Annotated in this window: 16 protein-coding genes and 2 pseudogenes; 7 read left to right on the top strand and 11 right to left on the bottom strand. The window is 69.8% G+C overall.

Features of this window, described 5'->3' with window-relative positions; all coding sequences use genetic code 11:
• Positions 1–31 precede the first annotated feature (31 nt).
• Positions 32–652: an aa3-type cytochrome oxidase subunit III gene (gene ctaE, locus QCN29_RS08340; RefSeq protein WP_240136007.1), complete on the bottom strand. Its 621-nt coding sequence runs from the start codon at positions 650–652 to the stop codon at positions 32–34.
• Positions 653–864: 212 nt separating this feature from the next.
• Between ctaE and QCN29_RS08335 the strand changes: the two genes are divergently transcribed.
• Positions 865–1,266: a DNA-binding transcriptional response regulator gene (locus QCN29_RS08335; RefSeq protein ID WP_240136006.1), complete on the top strand. Its 402-nt coding sequence runs from the start codon at positions 865–867 to the stop codon at positions 1,264–1,266.
• A 177-nt stretch (positions 1,267–1,443) separates the two neighbouring features.
• On the opposite strand, the gene QCN29_RS08330 is transcribed toward QCN29_RS08335, so the two are convergent.
• The 4 genes from QCN29_RS08330 to ctaC all read right to left on the bottom strand — a co-directional run bounded on the left by QCN29_RS08330 (position 1,444) and on the right by ctaC (position 5,987).
• Positions 1,444–2,694 (bottom strand): L,D-transpeptidase, encoded by a 1,251-nt coding sequence (locus tag QCN29_RS08330; RefSeq protein WP_240136005.1) that lies wholly within the window; start codon positions 2,692–2,694, stop codon positions 1,444–1,446.
• 160 nt (positions 2,695–2,854) lie between these two features.
• Positions 2,855–3,253 (bottom strand): cytochrome c oxidase subunit 4, encoded by a 399-nt coding sequence (locus QCN29_RS08325; protein WP_240136004.1) that lies wholly within the window; start codon positions 3,251–3,253, stop codon positions 2,855–2,857.
• Entirely contained in the window at positions 3,250–4,986 is a 1,737-nt protein-coding gene (ctaD, locus tag QCN29_RS08320; RefSeq protein WP_279927074.1) for an aa3-type cytochrome oxidase subunit I, read from the bottom strand. Before ctaD ends, QCN29_RS08325 begins: the two co-directional genes overlap by 4 nt.
• Entirely contained in the window at positions 4,983–5,987 is a 1,005-nt protein-coding gene (gene ctaC / locus QCN29_RS08315) for an aa3-type cytochrome oxidase subunit II (protein ID WP_398859150.1), read from the bottom strand. Before ctaC ends, ctaD begins: the two co-directional genes overlap by 4 nt.
• Before the next feature lie 259 nt (positions 5,988–6,246).
• Here ctaC and QCN29_RS08310 point away from each other — a divergent pair, with 259 nt between their 5' ends.
• Positions 6,247–7,623, top strand: coding sequence for a cysteine desulfurase/sulfurtransferase TusA family protein (locus tag QCN29_RS08310; protein ID WP_279927073.1), 1,377 nt, complete (start codon positions 6,247–6,249; stop codon positions 7,621–7,623).
• A gap of 312 nt (positions 7,624–7,935) precedes the next feature.
• Here QCN29_RS08310 and QCN29_RS08305 read toward each other — a convergent pair whose 3' ends face one another.
• Positions 7,936–8,910, bottom strand: a complete 975-nt coding sequence (locus QCN29_RS08305; protein WP_240136000.1) for a carbohydrate kinase family protein — start codon at positions 8,908–8,910, stop codon at positions 7,936–7,938.
• 130 nt (positions 8,911–9,040) lie between these two features.
• Here QCN29_RS08305 and QCN29_RS08300 point away from each other — a divergent pair, with 130 nt between their 5' ends.
• Both QCN29_RS08300 and QCN29_RS08295 read left to right on the top strand, forming a co-directional pair.
• A complete protein-coding gene (locus QCN29_RS08300) occupies positions 9,041–9,247 on the top strand; it encodes a hypothetical protein (RefSeq protein ID WP_240135999.1) in 207 nt (68 codons plus the stop codon).
• Between the two features lie 158 nt (positions 9,248–9,405).
• Positions 9,406–11,046 carry a hypothetical protein gene (locus QCN29_RS08295; RefSeq protein ID WP_398859149.1) on the top strand — a complete coding sequence of 547 codons (1,641 nt, stop codon included), beginning with the start codon at positions 9,406–9,408 and terminating at the stop codon, positions 11,044–11,046.
• A gap of 9 nt (positions 11,047–11,055) precedes the next feature.
• Here the strand turns inward: QCN29_RS08295 and QCN29_RS36825 are convergent.
• The 4 genes and pseudogenes from QCN29_RS36825 to QCN29_RS08280 all read right to left on the bottom strand — a co-directional run.
• Positions 11,056–11,253: pseudogene (locus QCN29_RS36825) on the bottom strand (NF041680 family putative transposase); the annotation flags it as partial.
• Positions 11,254–11,266: 13 nt separating this feature from the next.
• On the bottom strand, positions 11,267–11,818 hold the full coding sequence (locus tag QCN29_RS08290) for a recombinase family protein (protein WP_279927071.1): 552 nt from the start codon (positions 11,816–11,818) through the stop codon (positions 11,267–11,269).
• A gap of 144 nt (positions 11,819–11,962) precedes the next feature.
• A complete protein-coding gene (locus QCN29_RS08285) occupies positions 11,963–12,787 on the bottom strand; it encodes an ABC transporter permease (protein WP_279927070.1) in 825 nt (274 codons plus the stop codon).
• Positions 12,784–13,704, bottom strand: a complete 921-nt coding sequence (locus QCN29_RS08280; RefSeq protein ID WP_279927069.1) for an ATP-binding cassette domain-containing protein — start codon at positions 13,702–13,704, stop codon at positions 12,784–12,786. The genes QCN29_RS08285 and QCN29_RS08280 overlap by 4 nt, the downstream gene beginning before the upstream one ends.
• 208 nt (positions 13,705–13,912) lie before the next feature.
• On the opposite strand from QCN29_RS08280, the gene QCN29_RS08275 reads away from it, so the two are divergent.
• Entirely contained in the window at positions 13,913–15,088 is a 1,176-nt protein-coding gene (locus QCN29_RS08275; RefSeq protein ID WP_279927068.1) for a sensor histidine kinase, read from the top strand.
• A complete protein-coding gene (locus QCN29_RS08270) occupies positions 15,085–15,747 on the top strand; it encodes a response regulator transcription factor (protein WP_279927067.1) in 663 nt (220 codons plus the stop codon). Before QCN29_RS08275 ends, QCN29_RS08270 begins: the two co-directional genes overlap by 4 nt.
• A gap of 191 nt (positions 15,748–15,938) precedes the next feature.
• Here QCN29_RS08270 and QCN29_RS08260 read toward each other — a convergent pair.
• A pseudogene (locus QCN29_RS08260) lies at positions 15,939–16,831 on the bottom strand (Tn3 family transposase); the annotation flags it as partial.
• A gap of 299 nt (positions 16,832–17,130) precedes the next feature.
• On the opposite strand from QCN29_RS08260, the gene QCN29_RS08255 reads away from it, so the two are divergent.
• Positions 17,131–17,379: a hypothetical protein gene (locus QCN29_RS08255; RefSeq protein WP_279927064.1), complete on the top strand. Its 249-nt coding sequence runs from the start codon at positions 17,131–17,133 to the stop codon at positions 17,377–17,379.
• Positions 17,380–17,388: the final 9 nt, after the last annotated feature.

Genomic DNA, 17,388 nt, shown 5'->3' with positions numbered 1-17,388 from the left:
CGCGCCGCGGCCGGCCGCTGGCCGCGGCCGATTACTTGATCATGTAGATCGTGGCGAAGAGGCCGATCCAGACGACATCGACGAAGTGCCAGTAGTAGGACACGACGATGGCGGCGGTTGCCTGCTCGTGGGTGAACCTCCTGGCCGCGTACGTGCGGCCGAGGACCAGCAGGAAGGCGATGAGTCCGCCCGTCACATGCAGGCCGTGGAAGCCGGTGGTCAGGTAGAAGACCGAGCCGTACGGATCGGACGAGAGCGACAGGCCCTCGTGCTTGACCAGCTCGGTGTACTCGTACACCTGCCCGCCGATGAAGATCGCACCCATCACGAACGTGATCACGAACCAGGCGCGCAGCTTCTTCACATCACCGCGCTCGGCGGCGAACACGCCGAGCTGGCAGGTGAGGGAGGAGAGCACCAGGATCGTGGTGTTGGTCGCGGAGAAGGGGAAGTTCAGGGCCGAGGCCTGTTCCGCCCAGTACTCCGCACCCATCACCGATCGCAGGGTGAAGTACATCGCGAAGAGGGCCGCGAAGAACATCAGCTCGGAACTCAGCCAGATGATCGTTCCGACGCTGGTGAGGTTCGGCCGATTGACCGACGGGTGCGCGTGCCCGGTATCTACTGTCGTTGCTGTCGCCACGACCGACATTATGTCGGTCGCTTATCCCGCCCTCACTCCGGGGGGTGCCGTTCGGTGTGTCCGTACACCGCGTCCAGCCCGAACAGCCCGTCCGGGCGATGGAGCGGCCTGCTCGAAGCACTGTCCGAACCAGTGTTGACAAGCTGTCCGACGGAGTAGCATCCGCCGCATCGGTCCCTTGGGCACCGCCGCCGATGTACGACGACGAACTCGGAGGAACAATGCAGTCGAGCGCCACCGTGCTGGTCTACAGCGACGACGCGAACACCCGCGCGCAGGTGCGGCTGGCGGCGGGCCGCAGGCCGGCCTCCGACGTTCCCCCGGTCGACTTCGTCGAGTGCGCCACGCTGCCCGCGGTGCTGCGGGCATTGGAGGCCGGGGGCGTGGACGTCTGCGTCCTGGACGGGGAGACGGTGCCCGCGGGCGGCATGGGGGTGTGCCGGCAGATCAAGGACGAGATCTTCGACTGCCCGCCCGTGCTGCTGCTGATCGGCCGGCCCCAGGACGCCTGGCTGGCCTCCTGGAGCCGTGCGGACGCCGCGGTGACGCTGCCCGTGGAGCCGGTGGAGTTCGCCGACTCCCTGGCCGCCCTGCTGCGCAGCAGGCTCTCGGTGGAGGCATAGAGGCCTGCTTGCGCCCGTGCCTCACCCCGAAGGAGCTGCTCAAACCGCGGGGGAGTGAGCCGAAGGGGCGCGCGGGTGTCGAAAGGGAGAACGCGCGGAGGCCGCGAGGGACGAGCGGTCGAGCACGATCGACCGTCGACAGACGCTGGAGCGCCCCGGAGGCGAAGGAGCCGCAATTCAAACTGTCTGCGGGCGGAGGCGGGAGGTGTCGACGGGGCCGGCTCCGTCCCCCGTGCCGCCGATCAGTGCGCTGCCCTTCTGCCACTTGTCCCAGGGCATGTTCCACTCGCCGAAGCCGTTGCCGAACGCGGGCATCATCTCGCCGAAGCTGTTGACGACGGTGACGAGGTCGCCCGGCCGCACGTTCTCGAAGAACCAGGCGGCGTTGCTTGTGGACATGCCCACACAGCCGTGGCTGACGTTGGCGTACCCGTGCGAGCCCGCTGACCAGGGTGCGGCGTGGACGTACTCTCCGCTCCAGGTGACCCGGGTCGCGTAGTAGACGGGCAGGTCGTAGGATTCGCCGCCGCCTATGCCGACGGTCGAGCTGCGCATCCGTACGTAGTACTGCTTCTCAAGCACCACTTTGGTCCCGTTACGGGTGGAGAAGCCCGGTTTGCCGGTGGTCACCGGCATGGTGTTGATCACTTCTCCGTTGCGCTTGAACGTCATGGTGTGCGCAGCGGCGTCGGTTATCGCCTCGACGCGGTCCCCGATGGTGAGTTCAGCGGGCTTGGATGCCTTGCCGTAGAGCTTGTCGGCGACCTTGAGGCCCTGGAGGTTGCTGACCGCCCGGACCTGTGCGCCGCTGGGCCAGTAGTCCTTGGGCCGGTAGTGCAGGGTCTTGTCGTCCACCCAGTGCCAGGAGCCGGTCACGCGCGGGGTGGACTCGACCTTCAGCGCTCGCTCGACGACGGTCCTGGCCTTCTTGTCCTTCACCGGGCGGTTGAGTTCGGCCGTGACGGGCTGGCCGACGCCGTATGTGCCTGACTTGGGGCCGAATTCCACGCTCAGGTGCCGTTTGGCGGGGGATGTTTCGAAGGTGAGCGTCCTGAGGCCCGGAGCGCCGTCCTCGTCCTCCGTGGAGACCCGCACGGTGTACTTGACTCCGGCGCCGAGCGAGGCGGTCGAGAGCCAGCGTGTGCCGTCCGCGGAGAGCTCTCCGGCGAGGAAGCGGCCCTTGTCGTCTACCGCGGTGACGTCGGTTATTCGTCCGTCGTCACCCTTGGCGGTGACTTCCAGGGGCCGGTCGGGGTTCACTTTGGAACTGCCCTCTTCGGCGTTGAAGGCGACCTGGTCCGCCGCGTCGTAGGGCCGGGCGGACAGCGGGTGGTCGTCGGATCCGCTGCACGCCGTCGCAACCGCCCCGAAGGTCACGACCACAAGCGTGCAGCTGACGACGGTCTGGAAATGCGGCGTGCGTTTCATAAGTCACACGGTAGGAAGAAGGGTCCACCGGGGCGCGTCCGGTGACTCCAAACGAGGGGCCCGGCTCCTCCACCGGGGTGAAGAAGGCCGGGCCCGTTCGCGTGCCGTGTTGACTTGTCGACGAGTTCCGGCCGGGATTCCGGCCGTTCGTCAGGCTCTGCTACTGGTTCTGGTTCTCGCCGCGGTAGTACTCGAAGACCCAGCCCCAGACGCCGACGAGGATCAGCGGCAGCGAGAAGTACAGCAGCCACCAGCCGATCGCGACGGCGAGGAAGGCCAGCGCACCGCCGATGGCCAGCGACAGCGGCTGCCAGCTGTGCGGGGAGAAGAACCCGACCTCGCCGGCCTCGTCCGCGACATCGGCCTCCTTGTTGTCCTGGGCCATGTCGTCCACGCGCCGGGCCGTGAAGGCCAGGTAGTAGCCGATCATGATGGCCAGGCCGAACGACAGGAAGAGCGCCGTGGTGCCGACCGGCTCCTTCGACCACACGCCATAGACGATCGCCATGGCGAGGATGAAGACGCTCAGCCAGATGAACATCTTGCCCTGGATCTTCACTTGCCGGCCTCCTTCTCACCCGCGAGGGCCTTGCCGCCGTGCGCGCGGTTCTCGAGCTGGTCGAGCGCGGCGATCTCCGGGTGGTGCAGGTCGAACGCCGGGGATTCGGAGCGAATGCGCGGCAGGGTGAGGAAGTTGTGCCGCGGCGGCGGGCACGAGGTCGCCCACTCGAGCGAGCGGCCGTAGCCCCACGGGTCGTCGACCTCGACCTTCTTGCCGTACTTGGCGGTCTTCCAGACGTTGTAGAAGAACGGCAGGATCGACAGGCCGAGCAGGAACGAGCTGATCGTGGAGACGGTGTTCAGCGCGGTGAAGCCGTCGGCCGCCAGATAGTCGGCGTACCGGCGCGGCATGCCCTCGGCGCCCAGCCAGTGCTGCACCAGGAACGTGCCGTGGAAGCCGATGAACAGCGTCCAGAAGGTGATCTTCCCCAGCCGCTCGTCCAGCATCTTGCCGGTGAACTTCGGCCACCAGAAGTGGAATCCGGCGAACATCGCGAAGACCACGGTGCCGAAGACGACGTAGTGGAAGTGCGCGACGACGAAGTACGAGTCCGAGACGTGGAAGTCCATCGGCGGCGAGGCCAGGATGACACCGGTCAGACCACCGAAGGTGAAGGTGATCAGGAAGCCGACCGTCCAGAGCATCGGCGTCTCGAAGGACAGCGACCCCTTCCACATGGTGCCGATCCAGTTGAAGAACTTCACACCGGTGGGCACCGCGATCAGGAAGGTCATAAAGGAGAAGAACGGCAACAGCACACCGCCTGTGACGTACATGTGGTGGGCCCACACGGTCACGGACAGACCGGCGATCGCGATGGTCGCGGCGATCAGGCCGATGTAGCCGAACATCGGCTTGCGGCTGAAGACCGGGATGATCTCAGAGACGATGCCGAAGAACGGCAGCGCGATGATGTACACCTCTGGATGGCCGAAGAACCAGAAGAGGTGCTGCCACAGCAGGGCGCCGCCGTTGGACGCGTCGAAGACATGGGCGCCGAACTTCCGGTCGGCCTCCAGCGCGAAGAGCGCGGCGGCCAGCACCGGGAAGGCGAGCAGGACCAGCACACCGGTCAGCAGCACGTTCCAGGTGAAGATCGGCATCCGGAACATCGTCATGCCGGGAGCGCGCATGCAGATGATCGTGGTGATGAAGTTGACCGAGCCGAGGATGGTGCCGAACCCGGAGAAGGCCAGGCCCATGATCCACATATCGGCGCCGATGCCCGGCGAGCGGACGGCGTCCGACAGCGGGGAGTAGGCGAACCAGCCGAAGTCGGCCGCACCCTGCGGGGTGAGGAAGCCGGCCACCGCGATCAGCGAGCCGAACAGGTAGAGCCAGTAGGCGAACATGTTCAGCCGCGGGAACGCCACATCGGGCGCGCCGATCTGCAGCGGCATGATCCAGTTCGCGAATCCGGCGAACAGCGGCGTCGCGAACATCAGCAGCATGATCGTGCCGTGCATCGTGAACGCCTGGTTGAACTGCTCGTTCGACATGATCTGCGTGCCCGGGCGGGCAAGCTCGGCGCGCATGACCAGCGCCATCACGCCGCCGATGCAGAAGAAGACGAACGAGGTGACCAGGTAGAGCGTGCCGATGGTCTTGTGGTCGGTGGTGGTCAGCCACTTCACCACCACATTGCCCGGCTGCTTGCGCCGTACCGGCAGCTCGTTCTCGTAAGAGTCCTCAGCTGCGGCGGCACCCTGAGGTTCGTTGAGGATGCTCACAGTTGGTTCTTCTCCGCATTCCTGGCCGGGTCCGTCTGCTCGATGCCCGACGGGATGAAGCCGGTCTGCCCCTTCTCCGCCAGCTCCTTGAGGTACTGCTGGTAGCGCTCGGGGGAGACCACCTTGACGTTGAAGAGCATCCGGGAGTGGTCGACGCCGCAGAGTTCGGCGCACTTGCCCAGGAAGGTGCCCTCCTCGGTGGCGGTCACCTCGAAGACATTCGTGTGACCGGGGATGACGTCCTGCTTGAAGAGGAAGGGGACGACCCAGAAGGAGTGGATGACGTCACGGGAGGTCAGGATGAAGCGGACCTTCTCGCCCTTCGGCAGCCACAGCGTCGGGCCGGGGTTGCCCGTCTGCGGGTTCCGGGTGCCGGGGATGCCGGCGTCGTACACGCCCTCGGCGCCCGCCGGGAAGTCATTGGTGTACCTGTCCGGAATCGCGTTCAGGTTCTGGTCGGCCGCGGCGTCGCCGGTGGCCGGGTTGCCGTCCACGTCCTCGAGGTAGTTGAAGCCCCAGCTCCACTGGTAGCCGACCACGTTGACGGTGTGGGCGGGCTCGTCGGAGAGGGCGAGGAGCTTCGACTCATCGCGTGCGGTGAAGTAGAAGAGCACCGAGACGATGATCAGCGGGACCACGGTGTACAGCGCCTCGATGGGCATGTTGTACCGGGTCTGCGGGGGAACCTCGACCTTGGTGCGGCTGCGCCGGTGGAAGATGACACTCCACAGGATCAGACCCCATACCAGCACGCCCACGGCGAGCGCGGCCGCCCACGAGCCCTGCCAGAGGGAGAGGATCCGTGGAGCCTCCTCGGTGACCGGGGTGGGCATGCCAAGGCGGGGGAAGTCCTCCCAGTTGTATGAGCAACCGGAGGCGGTAGCCAGGATCAGGCCCGCAGTCAGCACCTGCGGCAGCTTCCGCCGCATCGGGCGCCGCGACATGGGGGTACCGCCCCCGCCCGTCGGGCGGTGGGGGAGGTCGGAGCCGTTGGGACTCACGTAGCGCCTTCCCGAGAGTCTCGCCCGCGCGGCCGGCTGCGGCCGTCTCGCTGGTCGGTCGCCGGCCCTGGTGCGGGCAGGGGTTTGGATGTTTATGCGGACCAAACCCTACTGGACGCTATTTGGGGTCGCGCGGGGAGGGTGCCCAACGCGCCGCCCGACACCCCCAAGGGGCGGACGGACCCCTTCCGGCCTGCGTTATGACGCCTTCTCCAGCTGTCGCGGACTCCCGGTTCCGCCGTGGAGTTAGCGTGGCAGCGTGCCCTACTTCGACGCCGCATCCTCCGCTCCGCTGCACCCCGTCGCCCGGCAGGCCCTGCAGGCCGCTCTCGACGAGGGGTGGGCCGACCCCGCCCGTCTCTACCGCGAAGGGAGGCGCGCCCGGATGCTGCTGGACGCGGCCCGGGAGACCGCCGCGGAGGCGGTCGGCTGCCGTCCGGACGAACTGGCCTTCACCCCTTCGGGGACGTACGCGGTTCACTCGGCGGTTTCCGGCGCCGCGGCCGGTCGACGCCGCGCCGGAAACCACCTGGTCGTGTCGGCGGTCGAGCACTCGTCCGTGCTGCACGCGGCCGAGGCGGTCGGCGGCGGGGTGACAGAGGTCGCCGTGGACCGCGCGGGCGCGGTGGGCGCGGAGGCGTTCGCGGCAGCGCTGCGCACCGACACCGCCCTGGCGTGTCTGCAGTCCGCCAACCACGAGGTCGGCACCGAGCAGCCGGTGGCCGAGGTGGCGCAGGCCTGCCGGGAGGCGGGCGTGCCACTGCTGGTGGACGCGGCGCAGTCACTGGGCTGGGGACCGGTGGCGGGCGACTGGTCACTGCTCGCCGCAAGTGCCCACAAATGGGGTGGACCTGCAGGAGTGGGACTGCTCGCCGTCCGTAAAGGCGTCCGTTTCGCCCCGCAACATCCCGCCGACGAGCGGGAGTCGGGCCGGGTGCCCGGCTTTGAGAACCTCCCGGCGATCGTAGCCGCGGCCGCCTCGCTGCGGGCGGTGCGGGCGGAGGCGGACGCCGAGGCGGCACGGCTGCGGGCCCTGGTGGACCGTATCCGCGCCCGGGTGCCGCAGCTGGTGCCCGATGTGGAGGTGGTCGGCGATCCGGTGCGCAGGCTCCCCCATCTGGTCACCTTCTCCTGTCTCTATGTCGACGGGGAGACACTGCTGCACGAGCTGGACCGGGAGGGCTTCTCCGTCTCCTCCGGTTCGTCGTGCACGAGCTCCACGCTGACGCCGAGCCATGTGCTGCGGGCGATGGGAGTGCTCTCGGAGGGAAATGTCCGCGTCTCCCTGCCCCGGGGCACGGAAGAGTCGGACGTGGACGCCTTCTTGACGACGCTCCCGGACGTGGTCGCCGCGACCCGCGCCCGCCTCGGCGCCCCGGTCGCCTCCGCGCCGCGCCCCGAGGAATCCCCCTCGGTCCTCGTGGACGCCCTCGGCAAGCGCTGCCCGATCCCCGTCATCGAACTGGCCAAGGTCATCGGCGACGTCCCCGTCGGCGGCACGGTCACGGTTCTCTCGGACGACGAGGCGGCGCGCCTGGACATCCCCGCGTGGTGCGAGATGCGGGGCCAGGAGTTCGTGGGCGAGCGGGTGGCGGAGGAGGGGGGCGTGGCGTACACGGTGCGGCGGGTGGTGTGAGCTTTTCCCGCGTCGGGGGCGGCGCGACCCGGCCCCGCCGACGCCCGGGGGGCGGCACTCCCTCCGACGCTGAGGGGCGGGCCCATCCAACCCGCCGACGCTGGAAGCGCCACAATCCGGCCCCGCCAACGCCCGGGGGCGGCACACCCCCGACGCTGAGGGGCGGCACAAACCAACCCGCCGACGTTGAGGGCGGCCAAATCCAGCCCCTCCGGCGTTTGAGGAGCGGGGGTCCGGGGGCGGAGCCCCCGCACGGGGTCTGGGGCGGAGCCCCAGGGAAAAGCCCGCCGGAGGCGGGCCCTCCACCCCCGTTTACTTCAGCTTCTCGCGGACCTCGTTCGCCGCGTCATGCCCGTACGCCTTCGTGAAGCGGTCCATGAAGTTCGCACGCCGCAGCGTGTACTCCTGCGTGCCCACCGTCTCGATGACCAGTGTCGCCAGCATGCAGCCCACCTGCGCGGCCCGCTCCAGGCCGACGCCCCACGAGAGGCCGGAGAGGAAGCCTGCGCGGAAGGCGTCGCCCACGCCGGTGGGGTCGGTCTTGGACTCCTCCTCCGGGCAGCCGACCTCGATCGGGTCCTCCCCGGAGCGTTCGATGAGCACGCCGCGCGCGCCCAGCGTGGTGACCCGGCAGCCGACCTTGCCGAGGATCTCCTCGTCCGTCCAGCCGGTCTTGGACTCGATGAGGCCCTTCTCGTACTCGTTGGAGAAGAGGTACGCCCCGCCGTCCATCAGCGTGCGGATCTCGTCGCCGTCCATCCGGGCGATCTGCTGGGAGAAGTCGGCCGCGAAGGGGATGCCGCGCGTCTTGCACTCCTCGGTGTGGCGCAGCATCGCCTCGGGGTCGTCCGCGCCGATCAGCACCAGGTCAAGCCCGCCGACCCGGTCGGCGACGGACTTCAGCTCGATCAGCCGCGCCTCGCTCATCGCGCCCGTGTAGAAGGAGCCGATCTGGTTGTGGTCGGCGTCGGTGGTGCAGACGAAGCGGGCGGTGTGCGTCACCTCGGAGATCCGGACGGACGCGGTGTCCACGCCGTTGCGGTCCAGCCAGGCGCGGTACTCCGCGAAATCGTCGCCCGCCGCCCCGACGAGGATCGGCCGGGTGCCGAGCTGGCCCATGCCGAAGCAGATGTTCGCGCCGACGCCGCCCCGCCGTACATCGAGGTTGTCGACCAGGAAGGAGAGGGAGACCGTGTGGAGCTGGTCCGCGACCAGCTGGTCGGAGAAGCGACCGGGGAAGGTCATGAGGTGGTCGGTGGCGATGGAGCCGGTGACTGCGATTCGCACGGCGAGGCGCTCCTGGTGAGGGACGACTGTGACAGTTCACGCTACCGGTTTTCCCGGCGTCCCTGAATGGCGGAAACTACCCGATAGTAGGTCTATTGTCGTGCGTCCGGGTGGTGCGTACCGTGCGGTTATGACGAAGCACATCGCCCCCCGCGAGTCGCGGGAGTTTGAGATGAGCCTGGCCGAGCTGCGCGGCGACTGCGCGCGTATGGCGCCGCACTGGGTGGTGCCCGCCGCCGACGTGCCCGCGCCCGTCTCCCCGTCCCTGATCCACGGCGTGGTCGTTCCGCCCTCCTCGGCGCGGCTGATCGACGCGATGTCGGACTACGGCGACTGAAGTACGGCGTCGTACGGATCTACGAGGACCGGTTTACGACCTCTTTACGGCGCTTTACCGCGATCGGGTGAGGCCGTGCCGCCGCACGAGGGCGCGCGGCGGCGCATTCGAGGGAACCGTGCGCTCCCTGGCTCCGTCCCATCCCCGCTCCCCGGGAAATGCAGTGCAGGGGACCAGGGGAGTCAAGGGGACTTGAGACAAGGAGCGATGCGGTGAGCAGCACGGAGAACTCGCACGACAGCCCTCGAAGCCGGCGCGCTGCGGCAGTCGTCGTCTCGGTTGCGGCTGCGGTGCTGGTCGCAGGCGGCGGAGCGTACGTCGCGACGTCCGCGTTCGGAGGCGGCGGCTCGGACGGGGGGACCACGGCGGACGACCCCGGGAACGGCGCGCCGCCGCCCGTGCTCGCACTGGAAGGCTCCGCAGAAGGGCCGGCCGACGACGCGGCGGGGATCGCTCCGGGCGAGCCCGACCCGTCCGGCGGGGTCGTCTACCGCGCCAAGGGCTCGCTGCCGAAGGGCCCGGACCGCGCGGCCGTCCACCGTGCGCAGGGAACCGTGACCGAGGCCGAGGTGGCACGGCTGGCCGAGGCGCTCGGCCTGACGGGCGCGCCGCGGCTCCAGGGCACGGTCTGGAAGGTCGGCGCGGACAAGGACGGCGGCGGGCCACTGCTCCAGGTCAACAAGGAGGCCCCCGGCGCCTGGACGTACGGTCGCTTCGGCACGGCGCCGGGGAGCGACAGCTGCGAGAAGGGCAAGACGAGCTGCCACTCGGACGGCCATGGCGGTGCGCGCCTCCCGTCCGAGCCCTCCGGCCCCGCGGACCCCGCGGCCCCCTCCGATCCGGGCACGCCGGTGAGCGAGCGGGCCGCGAAGCAGGCGGCGGCCCCCGTGCTCAAGGCGCTCGGCCAGGACGACGCCAAGCTGGACGCGCGGCAGGTCATGGGTGCGGTACGGGTGGTGAACGCCGATCCCGTGATCGGCGGGCTCCCGTCGTACGGCTGGTCGAGCGGCATCCAGGTCGGTCCGGACGGCCGGGTGACGGGCGGCAGCGGACAGCTGAAGGAGCCGCGCAGGAGTGACTCGTACCCGGTCGTCTCAGCGGAGGAGGCGCTCAAGCGGCTGAACGAGGGCGCGAGCCGCAGCCCGATCGGCATCGGGGGCTGTGCGACGCCGGCGCCGGCAGACAAGGGCGGGACCACGACGGGCGGGACCGAGACAGGCGAGACCACGACGGGCGGGACCGAGACAGGCGGGGCGAAGCCCGCGGCGCCGTGCACGCCGGACCCGAAGGAGAAGCAGCAGCAGACGGAGGTCGTCCTGATCGACAGGGCGGTCTTCGGACTGGCCGCCCGGTATGTGGACGGGCAGCAGGCTCTGGTGCCGTCCTGGCTGTTCGAGGTGGAGGCCGAGGGCCCGGCCGGCTCGTTCACGATCACGCACCCGGCGGTGGCCCCGGAGTATCTGAAGGAGCCCGGCGCGCCCCAGGGCAAGGGCACGGGCGAAGGCAAGGACGGGACGCCGCCGGTGTCGGACCGGCGAGTGCTGGCGTACAGCGCGGACGGCACGGGCGGCCGGGAGCTGACCGTGTGGTTCTGGGGCGGCGTGTGCAGCAGCTACGCGGCCGAGGCGGACGAGCGGGACGGCGAGGTCTCCGTACGCATCGTCGAGTCGGTGCCGGACCCCGGCCGGGCGTGCATCGCGATGGCGAAGGAGCAGACGGCGACCGTGACGCTGGAGAAGTCACTGGGCGAGCGGAAGGTCGTGGACGCGGAGACGGAGGAGGTCGTCCCCGAGCACTGAGCTTGGCGTTTATCCCTGCTGAGCTCTGTGTTTCTTGATCGACTCGGCGCGTTTGGCTGTCTTGCCGACGTCGTGGCGCCTGGCCCGTTGCTTGTTCTTCGAGCCGGGTGGCCGTCCCGGTCCCGGCCGGGACGGTTTCGGTGCCGCGGCTGGACGAGCCGTGGTCGCCCGGAGGTTGCGAAACCCACGGCGGACTCGGGCCGGGGTGTTTGGGCTGGCCTTACCGCATCTCGGCGCTTGGGTGGGGTTGAGCCTGAAGCCGTTCGCGCAGGTCGTTCTCCTCGGGGGTGAGAGGTTCCCCGGGCCGGCGGATGCGGGCAGGATCGGGCCGCAGCGGCAAGCCATCGTCCGCCGCGGTGGCCTCGGCTTCCGCGAGCGCCCGGTACAGCGAGGCGACCGAGGGTGACTTGCCCGCGTTCTTCCCGACCTTGATGGTGAGCTTCTTCGCGATCTCGGGAACGGGAACGCCCTTGTCCTTCAGTGCGACGGCGAAGGTCAGCATGTCGTCGTCGATGACCTTCGGGCGCCCGCCGTGGTTGCCCTTGGACGCGGCGATGACCTGGCCCTCCAAGGTCTTCTCCCGGATGTAGTTGCGCTCGATCTGCCCGGCGACGGCGAGTACGGCGAAGAACATGGCGCCCATGCCGTTGGGGTCGTAGATGCCGGTGAGCGGGCCGGTGAGGAGTTCGAGCTGGATGCCGCCGGCCTGGAGATCGGCGGATAGCGTGATCAGCTCGGCCGCGTTCCTCGCCAGACGCTTCAGCTCGTGCACCGTGAGGATGACAGGCGTCTCCGGGGCTCTCGCAGAACTCTCACAGATGACCCTTTGTGAGAGACCGTCAAGGTTGCGACGAGCTACCGGGCCTCGCGTCCGGATCGTGCTCCAGGGCGCGATGTTCGAGTCCTGGAGGCACGCTCACACGTCGCGGCGCCTCACGACGAGCACGGCGAGTGCGACCGTGATCAGCGGCCAGAGCGTGTACACGATCCAGGAGCCGGGGACCGTGGCGGTGTAGCCCAGGGATCCGGGGTCCGGCTCCCAGGTTTGGACCAGGCGATTCCAGGCGGCCGACACCAGGGCGTGTTTGATGTCCGCCGACCAGCGGTTGCTCTCCGAGAACATGGTGGGCAGCATCAGCAGGGTGAAGACGCTGGTGACCATGGTCCCGGCGGCATGCCGGAGCAGAACGCCGAGGCCCAGACCGACCAGGGCACAGACCGGAGCCAGAAACGCGGATGCCACCAGCGCCCGGAACACTCCGGGGTGGGTGATCGGAACACCGGCATGGTGCCCGTCCAGAATGGCCTGGGAGACCATGAAGGAACCGGTGGAGGCGACCGTGCCGACCGCGGTCCACAGCGCGGCGGTGACGGCCGCCTTTGCCAGCACGACCGAGCTGCGGGCGGGGACGGCCACGGTGGTGGTGCGGATCAGACCGCTGCTGTATTCGCTCACTACGGTGAGGGCGCCCATGCTGCTGGCGACGAGCATCAGCGTCCAGTAGCCGGCCGCCGGGTAGGCGTCGTAGGGCAGGAAATCAGTGGGGCCGGAGCGGGCGGCCTTGTCCGTCAGCGTGGCCACGGCGGTGGACCCGATGACGAACAGGACGGTGAGTGCGATCGTCCACGGGGTGGAGCGCAGGGACCGCATCTTGATCCACTCGGAGGCGAACAGGTCGCGGAAGCGGGCGGTCGGCGCGGCGACGGGGGTGGTCGGGGGGACGGAGGCGAGTGTGGTCATCGGGGCTGTCCTGCCAGGTATTCGACGCTGTCGGCGGTGAGTTCCATGAAGGCCGCCTCCAGTGAGGCGGTACGCGTGGTCAGCTCGTCCACTCGGATATGGTTCTCGAAGGCGAGCGCTCCGATCCGGTCCGCCGGGAGCCCGGTCACGGCGAGCTTCTCGGCGCCCGCCGAGCCCTCCGGCTCGACCGAGGCGCCCGCCGCGGTCAGCACGGCTGCCAGCTCGGCGGCCTGCGGTGTCCCGACCACGACGCCGCTACGGGTGCTACGGGCCGCGAAGTCCCGTAGCGGCTCGGCGGCGATGAGGCGGCCCCGGCCGATGACGACCAGCTGGTCGGCTGTGTTCTCCATCTCCGACATCAGGTGGCTGGAGAGAAAGACCGTGCGCCCCTCGGCGGCCAGGCGCCGGAAGAGCCGACGTACCCAGAGCACGCCCTCCGGGTCCATGCCGTTGATCGGCTCGTCGAACATGAGCACGGGCGGGTCGCCCAGCAGGGCGGTGGCGATGCCGAGGCGCTGCTTCATGCCGAGGGAGAAGCCGCCGATGCGGCGGGTCGCCACCTCGGTCAGCCCCACTTCCTGGAGCACCTCGTCCACCCGGTGCCGCGGGATGCCGTTGCTGCGGGCCAGGGCGGAAAGGTGGGCAGCGGCGCTGCGTCCGCCGTGAACCTGTCCGGCGTCGAGGAGGGCGCCGACGTACCGCAGTCCGCGCGGGTGGTGGTGGAAGGGGACGCCGCTGACGGTGGCGCTGCCGGTGGTGGGCGCGTCCAGGCCGAGGATCATCCGCAGGGTGGTGGACTTGCCGGCTCCGTTGGGGCCGAGGAATCCGGTGACCTGGCCCGGCCGCACGGTGAAGGACAGATGGTCGACGGCCGTCTTGCCGCCGTAGCGCTTGGTGAGTTCGTTGACTTCGATCACGACACCCACACTGTCGGGAGGACCCCCGCCCGGGCATGGGGCCGTGGGTGGCAATCGTGCGGGCGCATTAGCCCGTGGGCGTACGTCCCCAGGCCGATGCTGCGCGGGCGGTGGCCGGTTAGTCTCGCGGCGTGAACCCCGTAACGATCACTCCGTTGCCTGCGCGCGTTGCGCACCGAGGCCTTGCCCCCGAGAGGGCACACCACCGATGACGAGAACGAAGGCCGTGGCCTGGGCGGGGGGTGCCTCCTACCTCCTCATGGTGGGTCTGCTGGTGGGGGTCGCGACGCGGGCGTCGGGCACGGTCCACGCTGTCGGTTCACTGCTGGCCGTGAGCCTGCTCGTCGGCGTGGTGCGACGGAAGCCGCAGCTGGCTCTGGCCATGGCACTCTTCGGATCCACCGCCGTGGTGGTGGGCACTCCCGGCTCCGTTCATGAGAGCCTGGCGGCGTCGTATCAGGGCCAGTTCCTGTCGTATCTGGCGGTGGACCTCGTACTGGGCTTCATCGTCGCCACCTGCACGTGGCGCGCTTCGATCGTCGCCGTGGCCGTGTCCTTCGTCGTGCAACTCCTGGTGATCGGCGGCTTCGCGCACGGGGACAACCTGACCGTCAACGGGGTGATCGCCCTCCTGGCGATGGCCGCATCCTGCATGGCCGGTCTGCTGAGCCGCGAGCGCCGCGAGCACGCCGTGGCGCTACGTGCACAGGAGGTGGCCGAGGCCGTGACCGCCGAACGGCTGCGAATCGCACGAGAGCTCCACGACATGGTCGCGCACAGCATCGGCATCATCGCCATCCAGGCCGGTGTGGGCAGCCGAGTCATCCAGACCCAGCCGGCGGAGGCGCGCGAAGCCCTGCGCGCTATCGAGGCCACCAGCAGAGAGACCCTGTCGGGCCTTCGGCGCACGCTGGTCTCGCTCCGTCAGGCCGACCGGGGCGCGACCGCCTCGGAGCAGTCAGCGCTTGCACCCTCGCCGGGGCTGGCGGACGTCGAACAGCTGGCGGCAGCGACCGCGGACGCGGGGGTACGCGTCGACGTGCGCCGCAGCGGAGAGCAGCGGCCTCTGCCGGCCGACATCGACCTGTCCGCCTACCGCATCGTGCAGGAGGCGCTGACCAACGTGGTGCGCCACGCAGGCACCGGGCGTTGCCGAGTGGCCATCGACTACGGAGACGAAGAACTGTCCGTGGAGGTCGTCGACGACGGGCGCGGCGCCACCGAGAACGGCTCGACCCACGGCTTCGGCATCATCGGGATGCGGGAGCGGGTCGGCCTGCTGCACGGCCACCTCAGCGCCGGACCGCGCCCCGAGGGCGGCTTCCGGGTGGCGGCCCAGCTGCCGCTGCCCGCACCCGTCGGAGTCCCGGTGGAGGCCCGATGACCGTCCGGATCCTGCTCGCCGACGACCAGCCGCTGGTTCGGTCCGGGCTGCGCGTACTCATGGCCGACCACCCCGACCTGGAAGTCGTCGGTGAAGCCGCCAACGGTGCCGAGGCCGTCCAACTGGTCAGGGACGTGAGTCCCGACGTCGTGGTGATGGACATCCGGATGCCCGGCATGGACGGCATCAAGGCCACCCGCCTGATCACAGCCGGCCCGGCGACCACACGCGTCCTCATCCTGACCACCTTCGACGAGGACGACCACGTCTACGGCGCGCTCCGGGCCGGCGCGAGCGGCTTCGTGATCAAAGACATGGCGCTGGACGACATCCTCGCGGCGGTCCGCGTGGTCGCTGCCGGCGAGGCACTGATCGCCCCGGGTGTGACGCGCCGTCTGATCGCCGACTTCATCGGGTGCCCCGCGGCTGTCCCGGAGCGCTCCCCACAGCCGGTCGAAGGCATCACCGAACGGGAACGGGAAGTGCTGACCCTGGTCGGACGCGGCCGGTCGAACACCGAGATCGCAGAGGACCTCTTCATCACCGTGGCCACCGCCAAGTCGCACGTGTCACGGCTGCTCACCAAACTGGGCGCCCGGGACCGCGTCCAGCTCGTCATCACCGCCTATGAGATGGGGCTCGTCACGCTGCCTCGCTGATGGTGCCCCCGGCCCCCAGAGTCTCGGAGATGCCCTGTCGCTGCCGTCTCGTGTACGAGCCGCCGCCACCACGCCACCCACTGCGGCCGTAAACAGGACTGGCCGATCCCGGCCTGGCTCAGTCCTCTCCGTCGTCATCGTCGAGGTTGACGGCGTCCGGGTCGCGCAGCGGCCGCAACCCGTCGAACCGCGAAGGCGTCCAGGAACCCGGTCCAGGCGTGCACCTCGAACAGCAGGTCAGGCAGGTCGATCTTCGGGAGCATCTTCTCGACCCGGCTGCGCAGCCAGACCAGGGACTTGGGCTCGCCGACTGCGTGGAGCTCCTCCACGTTCAGCTTCGCCCGCCCGCTGGGCTGGACCTCGATGCTGATCTTCGCGTCCGCGCCGGCCTCCTCCAAGCGCTCGGCCATCTGCTTCCACGCCGCGTCCAGGACCGCCGTCAGCTCCCGCAGGTGCTCCTCGGCGTCCTCCTGAAGGCTCAGCCCGGCCAGGACGTCCTCGCGCACCGCCTCCCAGCCTTTGCCGTCCAGTAGGCGGGCGCGCGGGTCGGACCAGCGGTGCGAGGGGGAGGCGAAGATGTCACGGCGCTTGAGCACGCGGAACAGCTGCTCCAGCACGCAGACCACGTACGCGTCGCGGTCCACCGCCCCTGCGGCAGTTCGGCATTCGCGTACACCGCCTTGCGCCAGTGCGACGGCACCAGCTTGTCGTCGATCTCCCGCGGCAGCAGCGGCTTCTCGCCCACCTTCCGCCGCGACAGGGCCGGGAGCCTCCTCACCCCGGCCAGGACGCGGGCCCCGCCGGTCGCCGCGCTAAGCGCCTTCGACTCGCCCAGCAGCGACAGGAACGGCTTGACGGTGTTATAGCGCAGCGCCAGCGCCCCGCGCAGGGCCGCCTCGGCCGTGCCGTCGTCCTCCGGGACCAGGCTCACCACCACGGTGGCCGCGCTGGACAGCGCCGCACGGGGCGCGACCTCCTCCAGCGCCGCCCAAAGCGCGGCCACGTCCACATCGCAGCCGCTCTGCTCGATGAGCTCCAGCTCCTCGATGAACACCGCCGCCGCCCTGGCCACCAGCCGTGACGCGCTCCACCGGGTCCTCGATCCGCCGGCGAACTCCAGCGCGACCTCCAGCGCGAACTGACCTACGACGGACTGCGCGCCGCCGAGGCCAAGGGCAGCAAGGGTGGACGCCGCCCCGCCGTGGCGGCCGCGAAGACCGCTGGCGTGCGCACTGCGTACCTGGAAGGCCGGTCCATCGCCGCCCTCGCTCGCGACCACGGAGTCACCGCGGCGCGATCCGCACGGCCGTCGCCGACCTCCTGCCCGACCACATCGCCACCGAGGAAGAGGCCCCGGCTCCGGAGCTGCCGGTCACCCTCGACATGCCCGGCAAGGTCGCCGACTTCCTCCGCGCCACCGAACTGGAGCCCGCTGAGCGAGCCGCCCTCGACCAGGGCGTGACCATACGGCGCGGCCAGGGCTACACCCTGCGCGTCACCGCCGTCTGCGCCGTGCACCGCCAACTCCTCGCCCGCTGCCGGTCCCTCGACGGCGCCGCAGCGATCCCGGCTCAGCGCAAGGCTCGCCGCGAGTACGAGAACCGCGTCAGCACCCTCGGATCCCCAGCCTGACCGAGATCA

The sequence above is a fragment of the Streptomyces chengmaiensis genome, assembly GCF_029846775.1.
In the GTDB taxonomy this organism is placed as follows: Bacteria; Actinomycetota; Actinomycetes; order Streptomycetales; family Streptomycetaceae; genus Streptomyces; species Streptomyces chengmaiensis.
This window is presented reverse-complemented; position numbering and strand designations above follow the sequence as displayed.

Excerpts from the sequence above, each read along its gene's own strand:
- QCN29_RS08270 (WP_279927067.1), top strand. The coding sequence starts at position 15,085 with ATGACCGTCCGGATCCTGCTCGCCGACGACCAGCCGCTGGTTCGGTCC.
- QCN29_RS08275 (WP_279927068.1), top strand. The coding sequence starts at position 13,913 with ATGACGAGAACGAAGGCCGTGGCCTGGGCGGGGGGTGCCTCCTACCTC.
- ctaE (WP_240136007.1), bottom strand. The coding sequence starts at position 652 with ATGTCGGTCGTGGCGACAGCAACGACAGTAGATACCGGGCACGCGCAC.
- QCN29_RS08285 (WP_279927070.1), bottom strand. The coding sequence starts at position 12,787 with ATGACCACACTCGCCTCCGTCCCCCCGACCACCCCCGTCGCCGCGCCG.
- QCN29_RS08255 (WP_279927064.1), top strand. The coding sequence starts at position 17,131 with ATGCCCGGCAAGGTCGCCGACTTCCTCCGCGCCACCGAACTGGAGCCC.
- QCN29_RS08330 (WP_240136005.1), bottom strand. The coding sequence starts at position 2,694 with ATGAAACGCACGCCGCATTTCCAGACCGTCGTCAGCTGCACGCTTGTG.
- QCN29_RS08300 (WP_240135999.1), top strand. The coding sequence starts at position 9,041 with ATGACGAAGCACATCGCCCCCCGCGAGTCGCGGGAGTTTGAGATGAGC.
- QCN29_RS08295 (WP_398859149.1), top strand. The coding sequence starts at position 9,406 with ATGCAGTGCAGGGGACCAGGGGAGTCAAGGGGACTTGAGACAAGGAGC.
- QCN29_RS08335 (WP_240136006.1), top strand. The coding sequence starts at position 865 with ATGCAGTCGAGCGCCACCGTGCTGGTCTACAGCGACGACGCGAACACC.